The organism is Micromonospora sp. AMSO1212t, assembly GCF_008868145.1.
GTDB classification, from domain to species: domain Bacteria; phylum Actinomycetota; class Actinomycetes; order Mycobacteriales; family Micromonosporaceae; genus Micromonospora; species Micromonospora tulbaghiae.
In genome coordinates this window covers 1-15,737 of record NZ_WBKS01000071.1, presented here as the reverse complement: position 1 = coordinate 15,737, position 15,737 = coordinate 1, and the positions used below count along the sequence as shown (strand labels likewise).

Genomic DNA, 15,737 nt, shown 5'->3' with positions numbered 1-15,737 from the left:
CGCGAGCGGCGCCGTTCTGGCTGCTCAAAGGGGATGAGTCCACGGTCGGCACGAGGAGAGTAGGGAGGTGGCACCAATGGTGATCTTCACTTATGAGCGTCTTGCGGCGATGCCGTCTGCCGTCGCTCCGCTGTCGGCCGTCCGGGTGGCCCTCGCTGCTCGACCGTCGGCTCCGCAGGTGCACCAGGTCCAGGTTCAGGCCGAGCTGAACCTGACCGTTGCGCCGATCGCCGGAGTCGAGGGGACCAGTGGCTTCGCGGGCATGGGCATCGATGGCGCCAAGAAGCGCACGGATGTCCGCGGCGTTCCACCTCGAGGTAGACCGGTCTGATCCATCAGACACCGGCTCACCTCGAGGCCGCGGAACCCGCTACCGGGATCCGCGGCCTCAGTTTTTTGCCCCGCCGAAGTACGTCGGAATGCGATCCACGAGATCGAAGTGAGAGAGAGGTGACCGGAGGATGAGTCTGGCGTTGGCCCCACTCGACGTGAGCGTCGAGGTGGAGGCGAACCTGCCCTGCCGGAAGTTCGACCCCGACCTGTGGTTCTCCGACTCGCCCGCCGAGCTCGAGCTGGCCAAGTCGCTCTGCGGGGACTGCCCGCTGCGCGTCGAGTGCCTGGCCGGGGCGGTGGAGCGAGCCGAGCCCTGGGGCGTCTGGGGCGGCGAGATCTTCGAGCGTGGCGCGGTCGTCCCGCGCAAGCGGCCCCGTGGCCGTCCGCGCAAGGAGGACCTCGCCCGTGACGCGCAGCTCCGGGTCGAGGCGGAGGCGCGACTGGCGGCCAGCGGGCTGTCCGAGTCGCGTAACTCCGTCCGGCTGGCAGCCTGACACACCTACGTTCCGAAACCGACCGATGCCGGTGTCCCTCCACCGGCCGACCTGAGAGAGAAATTCTGATGCTGAACCTGCCGAACGGATTCGAGATGCAACTACTCCACGAAGCGTTGTCCAGGGCCCGAATGCGCCGGCCTCAGGCCGGTCGCACCACCACGAGCACTGAGGCAACCCGTTCCGCCCGTACCGTCGCCATGCGGGGTCGCAGCCAGTCGGCCCGCGACCTGGGCGTTCTGTAGAACGATCGCGTGAGGAAGGGGCGGTGACCGACAGGTCACCGCCCCTTCGCCGTTGCTGGCCCTGGAGGCTCAGGGCACCGGCGCGAAGCCTGGCAGCCACCGTTCCAGGATCGACCGGTAGGGCGCCTTCGCCTCCAACTGGCAGAGCACCCCGATCGAACCCAGCGTGACCCGGTGGATCATCAGGTACGACGGGGGCAGGTTGAGCTGCCGGCTGAGCTGGTAGGCGGGGGAGCGAGGGCTGGCCAGTCGGGTCGCCTCGCCGCGCAGCCAGGCCCGGGTGAAGCGGAACTCGTCGGCGGCGATCGGCTCCAGCATCGGACGGAGGAAGTCGAGCACCGCCGGGGCGTCGATCGACTCGGTGCGGCTGACGAAGCCCTCGGAGCGCAGCCCCTCCACCACCGCGTCGGCGTCCCCGCGCAGCGCCAGCGCCGCGATCCGGCCGATCGGCTCCGGCGTGCCCTGCGGCATCCGGGCCACCGCCCCGAAGTCGATCACACCGAGCCGGCCGTCCGGGAGCAGCCGGAAGTTGCCCGGGTGCGGGTCGGCGTGCAGCAGCCCGGCCCGCTCCGGCGCTGACAGGTGCAGCTCGGCCATCAACCGGCCGGCCTCGTCGCGCTGCTCCTCGGTGCCCTCCCGGATGATCTGGGACAGCGGGATGCCCTCCACCCACTCGGTGATCAGCACCCGCGGCGCAGCGTCGAGCACCTCCGGGATGAAGATGTCCGGGTCGTCGGCGTACGCGGCGGCGAACGCGCGCTGCGACTCCGCCTCCAGTTCGTAGTCCAGCTCCTCGGTGATGCGCTCGCGCAGCTCGGCCAGGAGCGGCTTCACGTCCAGCCCCGGCTGGATGGCCCGGAACATGCCGCCGAGCCGGGAGAGCTGCTTGAGGTCGGCGAGCAGCGCGTCACCGGCACCCGGGTACTGGATCTTCACGGCGACGTCCCGGTGCTGTGGGCCGCCGTTCGGCCCGTACCCCGGGTCGCGCCAGACCGCGCGGTGCACCTGGCCGATGCTCGCCGCGGCGGCCGGGGTGTCGTCGAACTCGACGAACCGGTCGCGCCAGTCCGGGCCGAGCTGCTCGGCGAGCACCTTGTGCACTGTCGCAACCGGCAGCGGCGGGGCGGCCTCCTGGAGCTTGGTAAGCGCCTGCCGGTAGGGCGCGGCGACCTCCTCGGGCAGTGCTGCCTCGAACACCGACAGGGCCTGGCCGAACTTCATCGCCCCGCCCTTGAGCTGCCCGAGCACGCTGAACAACTGTTCGGCGGTGCGCTGCTGGATCTCGGCGGAGATGACGTCGGACGCGAGGCCGGTCACCCGCTTGCCCATGCCGAGGACGGTTCGACCGGCGAACCCGAGCGGCAGGGCGGCGAGTTTGGCGGTGCGGGACACGGCCCGGCGCGGGATGTCGGTCACCCGGCCATTGTTACTGACTCGGGGCCTCCGCTGCTGCCGTGCGGCGGGTAGCGGCCGGGGCCAACCGAATCGGGCGACGTCGGCAGCAACCGCAGGAGGGGTGTGGCGGCCACCGACGGTAGCGGATCCGGCCCGGACCGCGGATCTCCACCGCGCCTCCCAGCGTCTCCGGCTGGGTGCCGTCGAGCTGGGCCAGCACCTCGGCCGTCGCGAAGGCCGCCGCGGCGAGCCCGGTGGCGGCGGCGCAGGCCCGCTCGCCCCGGTCGGCGGCGAGCTGGGCGGCGAGCGCGGGCCAGTCCGGATCCCGGTCGCCGCGGTGCAGGTCGAGGCAGCGCAGGCAGGGACCGACGGGCGGGCGGACCAGCGGACCGACCACCGGTACGCCGCCGCGCAGGTCGAGCAGCAGGTGGGGCTGACGCCGGCGGGCGTACCCGGTGGCGAGCAGCTCGGCCGGACGGTCGACGCCGAGCTGCACCACGAGGTCCGGCCGGGTCGCCCGAGACGGGCCGGTGACAGTTCCGGGCGCACACCGCTCCAGCGCCGCGCGTACCGCCGGAGCCAGCGGCCGGCCCAGCTCCGCCGCGGTCAGGCCGGTTCCGACCAGGTCACCGGCACCGACCGGACCCGCCAGATCGGGTACGACGTGCCCGACGCCGGCCTGTGCCAGCGCGACGGCGACCGCCGCGCCGAGTCGTCCCGTTCCGGTGACCAGCACCCGGGCGGTACGGCGGCGGCGCAGCAGCCGAGCCGGTGTGCCGGGCAGGTCGGGCGACGCGAGCGCGAGCGCGGTGGCCTCGGCGGCCAGCCGGGCCCGGGCCGCTCCGGCCAGGTCACGGGGGAGCAGGGCCTGTGACGGCACCACCAGCCCGGCGTCCCGGAGCGTGTCGAGCAGGGCGCGTGCCTCGTCGGGCGGAACCCGGGCGGTGCCCGCCTCGGCCAGCACGGCGCGTTCGCTGCGGGTGCCGTCGAGCAGGTCGAGCAGGCGGGCCGTCCCCGGCGAGGACATCTCCAGCAGCACCGCGCGGCCGGGCGACTCGCCGAGCTGGAGCGTGTGCCGGTCGCGCCAGAGCCGGGTCAGGCCGGGCAGCAGGACGGGACGGACGAGCGGCGTCGGATCGGTCACGCCACTGATCGTGACCGTCTCCACTCGTTCCGTCGCTCGTTGTCCACAGGTGCGGCGAGCCGTGGCCAGCGTTGTCCACAGGATCTCGCCGGTTTTCCACAACCAGCCGGTAACTCTGTCGGCTACCCGACCGGGGAGGGCGGCCGACAGCCGCCCTCCCCGGGTCTGCCGTACGGGTCAGACCTTGGCCTTGCCCAGGATGCGGTTCACTGTTGTACCGCACACCGGGCACTTGCCCTTGGCCATGTTCATGCCGGTCTTCGAGACCTCCACGTGCCCCTCGAAGTCCCGCTTCTCCTTGCACTTCACGCAGTAACCGTTGTAGGTCTGGGCCTGGTCGGCCACGGTAGCCTCCTCGTCTCGTCCGCCGGAGGTGTCCCGGCGGGTCTCCCTGCGGCGGCCCACGCGTGGCACCGGCGCCGGGGGTTCTCCGCGGTCAGTCGCCTGACCGTGGTTGGCGGACCCTACCCAGGTACGGGCGGTTCCATGTCAGCTGTGCGCCGACTCTGTGAGCAAGTCGACGTCGAGAGTGTGCATGCCGAGTAACGTCGGATAAGTCAGTTTCGCGCGGACACGCCGGGTGAAGCGCCCAGATCCGCTTCGTGCGGCCCCGCCGACTGTCGCTCGTCGTAGATCACTTAACGTGAACAGGGCCGGTCAGGTGATGGTCAGCTACCGTCGCAAAGAATTTTTTCCGGACTCCTGACAATCAACCGCCACTTTCCGGGCGCGTGTCGTCGTGTTGACTCTTGCGGAGTCCTGGTCAGTACGCATTAGCTTTCCATCGTGACAGTCAACCGAGGCTGCGCGGACCGGTAATGACCGTGACGCGGAAGCCCGTCGTCGAGGTGCGGCGCAGCCAGCGTCGGCGGCGCACGGTGTCCGCGTACCGGGACGGGGAGCGCGTCGTCGTGCTGATCCCCGACCAGTTCTCCCGGGCCGAGGAGAGCGAGTGGGTCGACCGGATGCTCGCCCGGCTCGCCGCCCGCGAGGGCCGGCTGGCCCGCTCGGACGCCGAACTGCTCGCCCGCGCCGCCCGCCTGATCGACCTCTACCTGACCGAATATGGGTCGGCCGCCGCGCCGGCGAGCGTCCGCTGGGTGACCAACCAGAACGGCCGCTGGGGCTCCTGCACGCCCGCCGACCGCACCATCCGGATCTCGCACCGGGTCCAGGACATGCCCGACTGGGTGATCGACTACGTGCTGCTGCACGAACTGGCGCATCTCATCGTGCCCAGCCACAACGCCGAGTTCTGGGCACTGGTCGCCCGCTACCCGAGGTCGGAGCGTGCACGTGGCTACCTGGAGGGCGTGGCCGCCACCGCCGCCATCCCCTGACCTCTGCCGTGCGTCGATCATGAAGTTGACCCGGCGTTTCGTCCACTTCGTCACCGCCAACCTCGTGATCGCGCGCGGGTCCGCGTGGGGGTGGGGTTAAGGTCGGCGAATGTCGCGACGTGTGGTGGTGGCGCTGCTCGGCCCGGTGACCTGGTCGCCGCCCGGAGTCGAGCCGGCGCGATGGCGTACCGCGCTCGCCGAGGACGTGGTCGACCTGCTGGCCACGCTGAACGAGGTGGAGACCGCAGTCGCGGTGACGGCCCAGGACCGATGGCTGGCCGACGCGGTGGTCTGGCCCGGCACCGCCGTGTACGAGGTGACCGAGCCGACGCCGAACGCGGTGTTCGCGGCGGTGGCAGCCGGGCGGCACACGTCGAAGACGGGCGGCTACGACCAGGTGGCAGTGGTGGCGGCGGATGCGCCGGACGTGCCGGGGCTGACGCTCGGCAAGCTGCTGCGGCCGCTCACCACCCGGCCGGTGGCGTTGGCCCCGGCCGAGGGAGGCGGAACCGGACTGCTGGGGGTGGCGGCGCGGCTGCCCGTACCGGCGTGGCTGCCGGCGCTGGACCTGGACACGACCGAGCCGGCCGAGGTGCGGCGGGCGGCACCGAGCCCGGGGGACGTGGCGGTCACCGCAGGCTGGCGCCGGATGCGCGGCCCGGCCGACCTGGCCGCCCTCGATCCAGCGGTCGAGGGCTGGGAGACCACCCGCGCCCTGCTGTCCGGCCGCCCCGTCTGACACCCGTCGACGCGACGATCTTGGAGTTGTGGCACCTGACAAGAGCCGCACTCAGGACATCCTGGGCGCCACAACTCCAAGATCGACGGGATGGGCGCGGTCAGCGCTTGTCGTCGTCCTCGCCCGGGGACTTCTCCTCCGGAGCGCCCGGGGCGGAGAAGTCGAAGTTCGCCAGCTCGTCGTCGAGATCGGTGCTCGTCGTGGCGAACGCCTCCGGTGCGGCGAAGTCGTCGTCGGAGGGCAGCAGGTCCGGGTGGCCCCAGACGGCGTCCCGGCCGGCGATGCCGCGGTGCTCGGTCAGCGCCGCCCACAGCACCGTCGCCTCACGCAGGCGGCGGGGCCGCAGTTCGAGGCCGACGAGCGCGGCGAACGTCTGCTCCGCCGGGCCACCCGCCGCGCGGCGACGGCGGAACGCCTCGCCGAGGCGTACGACGTTGGGCAGGCGGTCACCGGCGGCGCTGTCGACGACGTGGCAGACCCAGCCCTCGACCAGGGCGAGCACGGTCTCCAGCCGAGCCAGCGACGCCTTCTGCGCGGGCGTGTCCTCCGGCGTGAAGATGCCCTCCAGCGCGATCGCCTGCATCGACTCCGGGTCGGTCGGGTCGACCCGGCCCATCGCCTCCTCGATCGCCTCCCGGTTGACCCGGATGCCCGCGGCGTAGTTCTCCACCGCGGTCAGCACGTGCCCGCGCAGCCACGGCACGTGCTGGAACAACCGCTGGTGGGCGGCCTCGCGCAGGGCCACGTAGAGGCGTACCTCGTCCTCGGGCAGCTCCAGGCCCTCGCCGTACACCTTGATGTTGGCGGGGACGAGCGCGGCGGTGCCGGCGGGGCCGAGCGGCAGGCCGATGTCACCGGCGGAGAGCACCTCGGCGGCGAGCGAGCCGAGCGCCTGGCCGAGCTGGCCGCCGAAGAGGGCGCCGCCGAGCGTGGCGACCATCGACTGCATCGGGCCGAGCTGGGCGCGGGCCTCCGGCGGCACCAGGTCGCCCATCGCGCCGACCATCCGGCTGGCCACCGGGTCGCAGAGCTTGCGCCACACGTCGAGCGTCTTGAAGATCCACTCGTTGCGGTTCCAGGCGACCGAGGTGCGGATGCCGGAGGGCCACGAGGTCGCCGGCTCCAGCCAGAGGTCGGCGATGCGCAGCGCCTCCTCGACCGCGTTGCGTTCGAACGGCGACACCGCCGGGTCGCCGGCGGCGGCGAGCTGGCTGGCGGCCACCTGCCGGGCGAGGTCCCAGTTGACCGGCCCGCTGCCCGGCGCCGAGAGCAGGTGCTGCAACTGCGACATGAACTGCTGCATCGCCGCGGGATCGTTGGGGTCTGGTGGTTGACCACCCGGGAGCGCGAAGCCGAACGGAATATCAGGCACGACGTCTACGGTACGCGGGCCGCGCCGCAGGTCGTGCCAGTCGGCGTTGCGCTGAGGGCGAAGTCCTCGGGTCACCGCGCCGGGCGGCGGGGTGCGGATCGGTACGCTCTGGCGCATGAGACGTCGCGGCGTGACCGTCCTTCTCGGTGCCCTGCTCACCGCCCTGCTCAGCGTCGGCGTGCTGAGCGTGCCGCTGCCGTACGTGGTGCTCGGCCCCGGTCCGACGGTGAACACGCTGGGCAGCGAGGACGGCAAGGAGGTCATCCAGGTGACCGGCCGCGCGACGTCCACCTCCGTCGGTCAGCTGCGGCTCACCACAGTCGGTGTCCAGCCCACAGTGCGGCTGCGGTCGGCGCTGGCCGGATGGTTCTCCTCGGACGAGGCGGTGGTGCCGCGCGAGCTGGTCTACCCGCCGGGGGAGTCGCAGGAGGAGGTCGAGAAGCGCAACGCGGAGGACTTCCAGAACTCGCAGACCAGCGCCGAGACGGCGGCGCTGCGCGAGCTGGGCTATCCGATCAAGGTGCTGGTCAAGGCGGTCACGCCGGGCGGCCCGTCGGTCGACGCGCTGCGGCCCGACGACGTGGTCACCTCGGTCGACGGGGCGCCGGTGACGAGCGCGGCCAAGCTCACCGAGCTGATCCGGGCGAAGCCGGCGGGCACCGCGCTGAAGATCGGCTACACCCGGGGCGGCACCCCGGGGACGGCCACTGTGACCAGCCGTGAGCAGGACGGCCGGCCGCGGATCGGCGTGGAGATCGACCAGCAGCAGTCGCACCCGTTCACCCTCAAGATCGACCTGGGTGACATCGGCGGGCCGAGCGCCGGGCTGATGTTCTCGCTCGGCATCATCGACAAGCTGGAGCCGGCCGACCTCACCGGCGGAAAGATCATCGCCGGTACCGGCACCATCGACGACGAGGGTCGCGTCGGCCCGATCGGTGGCATCGCGCAGAAGCTCGTCGGCGCCAAGGACGCGGGCGCGAAGGCGTTCCTGGTGCCCGCCGACAACTGCGCCGAGGCGGTCCGCAACCCGCAGCCGGGACTGCCGCTGCTGAAGGTCGCCACGCTGGGTGAGGCATTGAAGGCACTCGAGACGCTGCGCGCCGGGGGGCAGCCGACGCGCTGCTGAGGCGGGGCCGGGCGGCGGCCGGCGGGCGGATCGTGACGTGACCTTGACCCGACGTGCTCAGGAACACCCCGTACTCTTGGTGCCTGGTCGGAGCCGATCACATCGAGCGTGCGGAGCCAACAGTGGTCATGCGTAGCAGTCCCTTACCGAGGATGAGTCGGCGCGGACGCGTCACCATCGGTGTCCTGATCGGGGTGTTCATCTTGTTCACCCTCCTCGGGTGGGGGGTCAACGCCTGGACCGACTGGCTCTGGTTCGACGAGGTCCGCTACACCCAGGTCTTCACCGGCGTGCTCGCCACCCGGCTGCTGCTGTTCCTGGTGGTCGGCGCCGGCATGGCGCTGCTCGTCGGCGGCAACCTCTGGCTGGCCCACCGGCTGCGGCCCAAGATGCGTCCGCACTCGGCCGAGCAGGCCACGCTGGAGCGCTACCGGATGCTGCTGAGCCCGCGGCTCGGCACCTGGATCGCGCTCGCCGCCGTCGTCGTCGGGCTGTTCGCCGGTCTGTCCGCGCAGAGCCGGTGGGGCCAGTGGCTGCTGTTCCGCAACGGCGGCGACTTCGGCGTGAAGGACCCGGAGTTCGGCGTCGACGTCGGCTTCTACGTCTTCCAGCTCCCGTTCTGGCGCTACGTGCTCGGCGTCGGCTTCACCGCCGTGGTGCTGTCGCTGCTCGGCGCGCTCGCCGTGCACTACATCTTCGGCGGCGTCCGCCTTCAGGGCGTCGGCGACCGGATGACGAACGCCGCCCGCGCCCACCTCAGCTCGCTGGTCGCCGTGTTCGTGCTGCTCAAGGCCGTGGCCTACGTGCTCGACCGGCGGGCCATGCTGCTGGAGTACAACGAGGGCGCCAAGCTCTACGGCGCCGGCTACGCCGACGTGAACGCGCTGCTCCCGGCGAAGGAGATCCTCGCCTGGATCTCCGTCGTGGTGGCGATCGCGATCATCGTGTTCTCCAACGCCGTCATGCGGAACCTGGTCTGGCCGGGCATCTCGCTCGCCCTGCTCGGTGTCTCCGCGGTGGCGATCGGCGGCATCTACCCGTGGGCGGTGCAGACCTTCGAGGTCAAGCCGAGCGCCCGGGACAAGGAGGCGCCGTACATCGAACGCAGCATCAAGGCCACCAGGTCCGCGTTCGGTCTCGACGGCACGAAGACCACACCGTACGCGGCCAGCAATCTCGTTCCACCCGCCAGCCTCGCCACCGACACCTCCGTGGTGTCGAACATCCGGCTGCTCGACCCGCAGCTCGTCTCCGAGACGTACACGCAGCTCCAGCAGGTCCGCGGGTTCTACGACTTCGGCTCGAAGCTGGACATCGACAGGTACTCGGTCAATGACAAGACCTCCGACTACGTGGTCGGCGTCCGTGAGATCAACTACGGCGAGCTGACCGACCAGCAGAGCAACTGGATCAACCGCCACACCGTCTACACCCACGGATACGGCCTGGTCGCCGCCCCGGCGAACCAGGTGGTCTGCGGCGGGCAGCCGTACTTCGTCTCCGGCTACCTCGGCGAGAAGGCGCAGGAGGCGTGCTCCTCGCCGACCGAGGAGATCCCGGCCCAGCAGCCGCGGATCTACTACGGCGAGCGGATGGAGGCGAGTGACTACGCGATCGTCGGGCAGAACGGCGACCGCAACGTCGAGTTCGACCGCCCCACCTCCACCGGTGGCGAGCAGTACTACACCTACACCGGTGAGGGCGGCGTCAAGATCGGCTCGTTCCCGCGCCGGCTGCTCTACGCGATCAAGGAGCAGGAGTCGAACTTCCTGCTCTCCGAGGCGGTCAACGAGAACTCGAAGCTGCTGTACGTGCGTAACCCGCGCGACCGGGTGGAGAAGGTCGCGCCGTTCCTCACGCTCGACGGCGACCCGTACCCGGCGGTGGTCAACGGGCGCGTCCTGTGGATCATCGACGGCTACACCACGGCGGCGACCTACCCGTACGCCGAGCGGGTCAACCTCCAGGCGGAGACCACCGACGAGCTGACCGGCCGGGGCACGTTCCAGCTCGCCCGGGAGAACGTCAACTACATCCGCAACTCGGTGAAGGCGACCGTCGACGCGTACGACGGCACGGTCAAGCTCTACTCGTACGACGACACCGACCCGGTGCTCAAGGCGTGGAACAAGGCGTTCGGCGGCGACCTGGTGCTGCCCAAGGGCGACATCCCGGCCGAGCTGGCCGAGCACTTCCGCTACCCGGCCGACCTGTTCAAGGTGCAGCGCAACCTGCTGACCAAGTTCCACGTCACCGACCCCGGCGACTTCTACTCCGGCCAGGACTTCTGGCAGGTGCCGAACGTGCCGGACGCGCCGGACAGCGGGCAGAAGCAGCCGCCGTACTACCTGTTCACCCAGTTCCCCGGGCAGGACGGGCCACGCTTCCAGCTGACCTCCGCGGTCACCCCGAACGGGCGGCAGAACCTCGCCGCGCTGGTCTCCGGGTCGTACGTCGACGGGCAGCCGAAGCTGGAGGTGCTGGAACTGCCGGATCAGACCCGGATCTCCGGGCCGACGCAGGTGCACCAGCAGATGACCAACAACGGCGACATCCGGCAGCAGCTCAACCTGCTCTCCTCCAACCAGGCCCAGGTGCAGTACGGCAACCTGCTCTCACTGCCGTTCGCCGACGGCATGCTCTACGTCGAGCCGGTGTACGTGAAGAGCAGCAGCCAGGACGCGTACCCGCTGTTGCAGAAGGTGCTGCTCTCCTACGGTGACGGCGGCTCGTACGTGGTGCTCGCCAACAACCTCGCCGACGGCATCAAGCAGCTCGTCGAGCAGGGCAAGCAGGCGCCGAACAACAACCCGCCGCCCAGCACCGACGACAACCCCACGCCGCCGCCGACAGGGGGCGACAACAACACGCCGCCGCCGATGAGCGGGGAACTGGCCCAGGCGGCTGCCCGGGTGCAGACCGCGATCGCCGAGGTCAAGGCCGCGCAGACGTCCGGCGACTTCGAGCGGTACGGGCGTGCGCTGAAGGCGCTGGACGAGGCGATGAGCGCGTTCCAGCAGGCCCAGGCCGCGGCCGGCGGCTCGGGCAACCCCGCGCCGTCGGGCAGCGTCTCGCCACCGGCGCCGACGTCACCCGCGCCGACACCGGGCGGCTGACGCCGAGCTGACACCACGAGCCCGTGGTCCGGGACCGCAACGGTCCCCGGACCACGGGCTCTGTCGTGAAGCGGACTTCCCGGCCGCAACCCCGCACCCCGCCGCGCCGTCAACAGTGCAGGTGAACGTGTGGGGGCGGGAGGGCACATGCGTGACGCGGACAGCTTCGACGACTTCTACCGCAGCACGTCGGGGCGGGCCGTCCGGTACGGCTACGCGGTGGCCGGCGACCCGGCCGAGGCCCAGGATCTCGTGCAGGAGGCGTACGCCCGGGCCTGGCGGCAGTGGGCGAAGCTGGCGGGCCATCCCGCGCCGGAGGCGTGGCTGCGGCTGGTGATCAGCCGGCTGGCGACCGATCGGTTCCGGCGGCTGCGCGGGTGGCGCCTCGCGGCCAGCCGCACCGGCCCGCCACCCGACGTCGGGCCGCCGGGCGAGGACACCGTGCTGCTGGTCGCGGCGCTGCGGCAGCTCCCGCCCCGGCACCGGCAGGCGCTCGCCCTGCACTACCTGTTCGACCTGCCGGTGGAGGAGATCGCCCGGGAGGCCGGCGTGCCCACCGGCACGGTGAAGTCCTGGCTGTCACGGGGACGGGCCCGGCTGGCCGAGCTGTTGCCCGGCGTCGCCGCCGAGGAGCTGGAGGTCAACGATGTCGCCTGAACTGCACCGCTACTACCGGTCCCTCGCCGCCGACACCGACGAGCGGGTCCTGCCGGCGCCGGACCGGCTGCGCCGCAGCGCCGACCGCCGGGCCCGACGCCGCGCCGCGCTCACCGTCCTGGCCGCCGCCGGCCTGGTCGCGGGCACGGTGGCCGGAAGCCAGCTGGTGCTCGCCGCCGGGCCGGGCCCCGACCCGGTTCCGCCCCCCGCGGGTACGCCCACCCCACGGCCGTCGTCCGCCGCGCCCTCGGTCGCGCCGTCGCCCACCACCGGATCGCCGACCCTCGGCCGTACTCCCGGCTCGCGGAGCCCGGTCGTGACCACCACGCCTCCGGCCGCCGCGGCCCCGACCACGGTCCCGGACCGGGCGTTCTTCGTGCTTCCCGCCGCTAACGACGCCGGCACGGGCAACTACTTCGGCCCGGGACCGGTGTTGCCGGCGCTGTGCGGGGCGACACCCGGCGACGAGCGGGTGGTGGCTCGGCGGGCCCGGTCGTTGCCGTACCGCCGGGCCGGCGCGCCGGCTGACGAGGTGCCGTCCGGCAACTACCGGCACAGCATCACGATCTACCGGTCCGGCGGCGCCGGCGCCGCGCTGGCCGAGCTGCGCGCGGCGGTCCGGGCCTGCCCCGAGCAGCCCGCCCGGGGCGCGCCGTCGGTGACGGTGCGGCAGCGTCTGCTGCCCGACACCGGGTACGGCGACGAGTCGGTGCTGTTCGAGACGCGGACGCCGTACCGGGACGCCAACGGCGATCCGAGCGGCGGCGACGAGGTGCACCTGGTGCGTGCGGTGCGCTCCGGCGACGTGGTGACGGTGCTGTGGGAGCAGGGCTGGGAGAGCACCTCGACCCAGCGTCCCCAGTTCGACGCGGACAGCCGCCGGGCGGTCGAGGCGATCCGGCGGTGGCTGGACTGAGTACCCGTTTTGCGCCTCCCCGGGTCGGTGCGCTACGGTTATCGAGCCGACGCGGGGTGGAGCAGCTCGGTAGCTCGCTGGGCTCATAACCCAGAGGTCGCAGGTTCAAATCCTGTCCCCGCTACTCATGACGAAGGCCCCGGAGTTCTCTCCGGGGCCTTCGTCGTTCCGGCCCGAGGCGCCCCGGAAACGGCCGGCGCCGGGATCGGGTACCCGGCTGATCTCCAGGATCGGGGTGCGATAAGCTGTATGAGCCGACGCGGGGTGGAGCAGCTCGGTAGCTCGCTGGGCTCATAACCCAGAGGTCGCAGGTTCAAATCCTGTCCCCGCTACAAAGGTTCAGGCCCGGAATCCACGGATTCCGGGCCTGAACTCATTCCGGCGCCGTCTCGGTGAGGGCGAGCAGTTCCGCGCGGGCCAGCCGGAGCTGCTCGTGCGTGACGTAGGCGGTGCCGATGCCGATGGCGATTCCCTCCGCGGCGTAGCGGACGGCCCAGACGCGGCCCGGCGGCAGGCCGTCGGCGGCGAAGGCGCGGTTCCAGCGTGCCGGGTCCTCGGGATCCACCGCGAGCACGTGCTCCATGCTGTCGACCCCGAGTTGCGCGAGCAGGCCGGTGGCGCTGTTCAGTTCCGCCAGGTACGCGCTGTCTCCGGTGAGGGCGCGCACGTACCCGCGGGTGAAGGCTCCGGGCCGGTCGTCGGCGGGGTCGACGTGGGCGTTCACCTCCGCCCAGAACCGGGTGATCACCTGCTCGACGAGGGCGGCGAACAGGTCCTCGCGGGAGGGGAAATGGTGCATCAGGCCGCTCTTGGTGACACCCGCCTCCTGGGCGATGGCGGCCAGGCTGACGTTGGCGCCGTGCTGGGTGACCACCCGTTCGGCGGCGTCCAGCACTGCTCGCCGGGTGCGTGCACGATCGCGGATCGGACGACGTTCAGTGGTTGACACGAACACCTCCACCGGACACGGGCTCGGAGGGAATGATCTTCCAGGCCACCACCGCGGCGCCGACCAGGATCACGGCGGCCACGAAGGTGGCGGACTGCATCGCCTGGGCGAAGGCGTCCTGTGCCGCGGCCACGACGCCGGGCGTCGGTGACCCGTACACGGCTGCGGCCAGGGAGTCCTCCGCCAGCGCCCGATCGGTGGCGGTGGCCCCGGCCGGGAGCGTCAGCGACGAGCGGTAGAGCAGCCCGTGCAGCGAGCCGAGGACGGCGATGCCGAGCGCGCCGCCCAGCTCGTACGCCGTCTCGGCCACCGCCGACGCGGCACCCGCGCGCCGCTCCGGGACGGCGCCGACGACGGCGTCCGTCGAGAGCGTCATGGCGACACCGATGCCGAGCCCGATGACGGCGAGGCCGACGCCCAGGCCCCAGTAGCTCCGCAGGTCGACGCTCATCCCCATGACGGCGAGCCCGACGGCGGCGGCCATCAGTCCCAGCCCGATCGCGCGGCCCGCACCCAGCCGCGCCAGCAGGACGCCGATCAGCGCCACCACGAGCACCGCGGCGAGTGTCCCGGGCAGCTCGGCGGCGCCTGCCTTCAGAGGGCCGAAGCCCCGGACCAGCTGGAGGTACTGGGAGAAGAAGAACAGCAGCCCCAGGAACCCGAAGATGGCCAGCACGTTGGCGGCCAGCGCGCCCGAGAACGCCGGCACCTTGAACAGCGAGACGTCGAGCAGCGGCACCGCCAGCCGGTTCTGCCGCCGCACGAACCACCATCCGGCCAGCAGCCCGGCCGCGGCTGCGGCCACGGTGAGGGCGTCGACCCCGTCACTGAACAGACGCTTGAGGGCGAAGACCAGCGGGACGATCGTGACGATGGACAGCGCCGAGGAACCCACGTCGATCCGCGCCGGCGCCTCGCCCTTCGACTCCGGCAGCAGCAGCCACCCCGCCACCAGCGCCAGCACCATCACCGGCACGTTGATCAGGAAGACCGATCCCCACCAGAAGCGCTCCAGCAGCGCGCCGCCCACCAGCGGGCCGAGCGCGGCGCCGGCGGTCGCCCCGGCGGACCAGAGCGCGATGGCCCGGGCCCGCTGAGCGCGATCGGCGAACATCGAGCGGACGATCGAGAGCGTCGACGGCATCAACGTGGCGCCGGCCAGGCCGAGAAGGGCGCGGGCCGCGATCAGCACCTCCGGCGTGGAGGCGAAGGCCGCCAGCACGGACGCCGAGCCGAACCCCACAGTGCCGATCATCAGCAGCCTTTTCCGGCCGATCCGGTCGGCCAGGTTGCCCATCGTGATCAGGAGCCCGGCGAGGACGAAGGCGTAGATGTCCCCGATCCACAGGATCTGCGTGGCACTGGGCCCGATGTCCTCCGTCAGGGACGGGACCGCGAGGTAGAGGACCGTCCCGTCGATGGCGAGGAGAAGGACCACGAGGACGAGGACCACGAGGGCCGCCCATTCCCGCTTTCCGGCACGGGCCGGCGCGGGGTTGGAGCGCAGGGAGGAGGTCACCGGCCAACCGTAACAGTCCAAATGGACGGCTAATCGTGAACAAAGCCACCCGGGCTGCGGCAGCGGCCCTTCGCCGCGTCCGGCGGCATCCTTTCCGTCCGCCGTGCCCCGGTTGCGGGTCTCGGCGAGGATGGGGGCATGTCTGCATGGAACAAGTGGTGGGGCCGCCTGGGCGCGGTCCTCGGTACGGTCGTGCTCTCGGTCTTCGTGCCGGTCGCGGCCTGGGCGTCGTCGGGCACCGGCGAGATCGTGGTGGAGGCCGCGCGCCGGCGCTCCCGCGGCGGGTTCGGCTTCCTCGGCCTGCTCTGCTGCCTCGTGGTGGTCGGCGGCATCGTGCTGCTGGTGGTGCTGCTCACCCGCAACCGCCGCAACCGCCCCCCGCGCTGACA

At 71.9% G+C, this 15,737-nt stretch carries 15 protein-coding genes and 2 tRNA genes; 11 read left to right on the top strand and 6 right to left on the bottom strand.

All coding sequences use genetic code 11. The features are described 5' to 3' along the window. Positions 1-76: 76 nt before the first annotated feature. Both F8279_RS18385 and F8279_RS18380 read left to right on the top strand, forming a co-directional pair. Positions 77-331, top strand: coding sequence for a hypothetical protein (locus F8279_RS18385; protein ID WP_091422214.1), 255 nt, complete (start codon positions 77-79; stop codon positions 329-331). A gap of 130 nt (positions 332-461) precedes the next feature. Then, positions 462-827, top strand: a complete 366-nt coding sequence (locus F8279_RS18380; protein WP_091422217.1) for a WhiB family transcriptional regulator — start codon at positions 462-464, stop codon at positions 825-827. 314 nt (positions 828-1,141) lie between these two features. Here the strand turns inward: F8279_RS18380 and F8279_RS18375 are convergent, their stop codons facing one another. From F8279_RS18375 to F8279_RS18365, 3 genes are all read right to left on the bottom strand, one after another. Beyond that, a complete protein-coding gene (locus tag F8279_RS18375; protein ID WP_091422220.1) occupies positions 1,142-2,488 on the bottom strand; it encodes an AarF/ABC1/UbiB kinase family protein in 1,347 nt (448 codons plus the stop codon). Between the two features lie 10 nt (positions 2,489-2,498). Then, positions 2,499-3,611 carry a hypothetical protein gene (locus tag F8279_RS18370; protein WP_151500584.1) on the bottom strand — a complete coding sequence of 371 codons (1,113 nt, stop codon included), beginning with the start codon at positions 3,609-3,611 and terminating at the stop codon, positions 2,499-2,501. A gap of 177 nt (positions 3,612-3,788) precedes the next feature. After that, positions 3,789-3,956 (bottom strand): DUF5679 domain-containing protein, encoded by a 168-nt coding sequence (locus tag F8279_RS18365; RefSeq protein WP_007464795.1) that lies wholly within the window; start codon positions 3,954-3,956, stop codon positions 3,789-3,791. Positions 3,957-4,429: 473 nt separating this feature from the next. Between F8279_RS18365 and F8279_RS18360 the strand changes: the two genes are divergently transcribed. Together F8279_RS18360 and F8279_RS18355 are read left to right on the top strand one after the other, a co-directional pair. After that, positions 4,430-4,951: a M48 family metallopeptidase gene (locus F8279_RS18360; protein WP_091422225.1), complete on the top strand. Its 522-nt coding sequence runs from the start codon at positions 4,430-4,432 to the stop codon at positions 4,949-4,951. 109 nt (positions 4,952-5,060) lie between these two features. Continuing rightward, on the top strand, positions 5,061-5,690 hold the full coding sequence (locus F8279_RS18355; RefSeq protein WP_091422228.1) for a hypothetical protein: 630 nt from the start codon (positions 5,061-5,063) through the stop codon (positions 5,688-5,690). 100 nt (positions 5,691-5,790) lie between these two features. Here F8279_RS18355 and F8279_RS18350 read toward each other — a convergent pair whose 3' ends face one another. Then, positions 5,791-7,062: a zinc-dependent metalloprotease gene (locus F8279_RS18350; protein ID WP_091423230.1), complete on the bottom strand. Its 1,272-nt coding sequence runs from the start codon at positions 7,060-7,062 to the stop codon at positions 5,791-5,793. A 115-nt stretch (positions 7,063-7,177) separates the two neighbouring features. Here F8279_RS18350 and F8279_RS18345 point away from each other — a divergent pair, with 115 nt between their 5' ends. From F8279_RS18345 to F8279_RS18320, 6 genes are all read left to right on the top strand, one after another. Continuing rightward, positions 7,178-8,191: a PDZ domain-containing protein gene (locus F8279_RS18345; RefSeq protein ID WP_175438762.1), complete on the top strand. Its 1,014-nt coding sequence runs from the start codon at positions 7,178-7,180 to the stop codon at positions 8,189-8,191. Positions 8,192-8,319: 128 nt separating this feature from the next. Then, positions 8,320-11,307: a UPF0182 family protein gene (locus tag F8279_RS18340; protein WP_225853321.1), complete on the top strand. Its 2,988-nt coding sequence runs from the start codon at positions 8,320-8,322 to the stop codon at positions 11,305-11,307. Positions 11,308-11,454: 147 nt separating this feature from the next. Further along, positions 11,455-11,964, top strand: coding sequence for an RNA polymerase sigma factor (locus F8279_RS18335; protein WP_013288396.1), 510 nt, complete (start codon positions 11,455-11,457; stop codon positions 11,962-11,964). Next, positions 11,954-12,880 (top strand): hypothetical protein, encoded by a 927-nt coding sequence (locus F8279_RS18330; RefSeq protein ID WP_151500583.1) that lies wholly within the window; start codon positions 11,954-11,956, stop codon positions 12,878-12,880. The genes F8279_RS18335 and F8279_RS18330 overlap by 11 nt, the downstream gene beginning before the upstream one ends. A 50-nt stretch (positions 12,881-12,930) precedes the next feature. Beyond that, a tRNA-Met gene (locus F8279_RS18325) sits at positions 12,931-13,004 on the top strand. Positions 13,005-13,138: 134 nt separating this feature from the next. Further along, a tRNA-Met gene (locus tag F8279_RS18320) sits at positions 13,139-13,212 on the top strand. Positions 13,213-13,253: 41 nt separating this feature from the next. Here the strand turns inward: F8279_RS18320 and F8279_RS18315 are convergent. Together F8279_RS18315 and F8279_RS18310 are read right to left on the bottom strand one after the other, a co-directional pair. Continuing rightward, positions 13,254-13,829: a TetR/AcrR family transcriptional regulator gene (locus tag F8279_RS18315; RefSeq protein ID WP_091423233.1), complete on the bottom strand. Its 576-nt coding sequence runs from the start codon at positions 13,827-13,829 to the stop codon at positions 13,254-13,256. Continuing rightward, the gene (locus F8279_RS18310; RefSeq protein WP_151500582.1) at positions 13,816-15,348 is read right to left on the bottom strand and encodes an MFS transporter; all 1,533 of its coding nucleotides are present in this window, start codon (positions 15,346-15,348) and stop codon (positions 13,816-13,818) included. Before F8279_RS18310 ends, F8279_RS18315 begins: the two co-directional genes overlap by 14 nt. A 138-nt stretch (positions 15,349-15,486) precedes the next feature. On the opposite strand from F8279_RS18310, the gene F8279_RS18305 reads away from it, so the two are divergent. Then, positions 15,487-15,735, top strand: coding sequence for a hypothetical protein (locus F8279_RS18305; protein ID WP_091422247.1), 249 nt, complete (start codon positions 15,487-15,489; stop codon positions 15,733-15,735). Positions 15,736-15,737: the final 2 nt, after the last annotated feature.

Excerpts from the sequence above, each read along its gene's own strand:
- F8279_RS18385 (WP_091422214.1), top strand. The coding sequence starts at position 77 with ATGGTGATCTTCACTTATGAGCGTCTTGCGGCGATGCCGTCTGCCGTC.
- F8279_RS18380 (WP_091422217.1), top strand. The coding sequence starts at position 462 with ATGAGTCTGGCGTTGGCCCCACTCGACGTGAGCGTCGAGGTGGAGGCG.
- F8279_RS18360 (WP_091422225.1), top strand. The coding sequence starts at position 4,430 with ATGACCGTGACGCGGAAGCCCGTCGTCGAGGTGCGGCGCAGCCAGCGT.
- F8279_RS18355 (WP_091422228.1), top strand. The coding sequence starts at position 5,061 with ATGTCGCGACGTGTGGTGGTGGCGCTGCTCGGCCCGGTGACCTGGTCG.
- F8279_RS18345 (WP_175438762.1), top strand. The coding sequence starts at position 7,178 with ATGAGACGTCGCGGCGTGACCGTCCTTCTCGGTGCCCTGCTCACCGCC.
- F8279_RS18340 (WP_225853321.1), top strand. The coding sequence starts at position 8,320 with ATGCGTAGCAGTCCCTTACCGAGGATGAGTCGGCGCGGACGCGTCACC.
- F8279_RS18335 (WP_013288396.1), top strand. The coding sequence starts at position 11,455 with ATGCGTGACGCGGACAGCTTCGACGACTTCTACCGCAGCACGTCGGGG.
- F8279_RS18330 (WP_151500583.1), top strand. The coding sequence starts at position 11,954 with ATGTCGCCTGAACTGCACCGCTACTACCGGTCCCTCGCCGCCGACACC.
- F8279_RS18305 (WP_091422247.1), top strand. The coding sequence starts at position 15,487 with ATGTCTGCATGGAACAAGTGGTGGGGCCGCCTGGGCGCGGTCCTCGGT.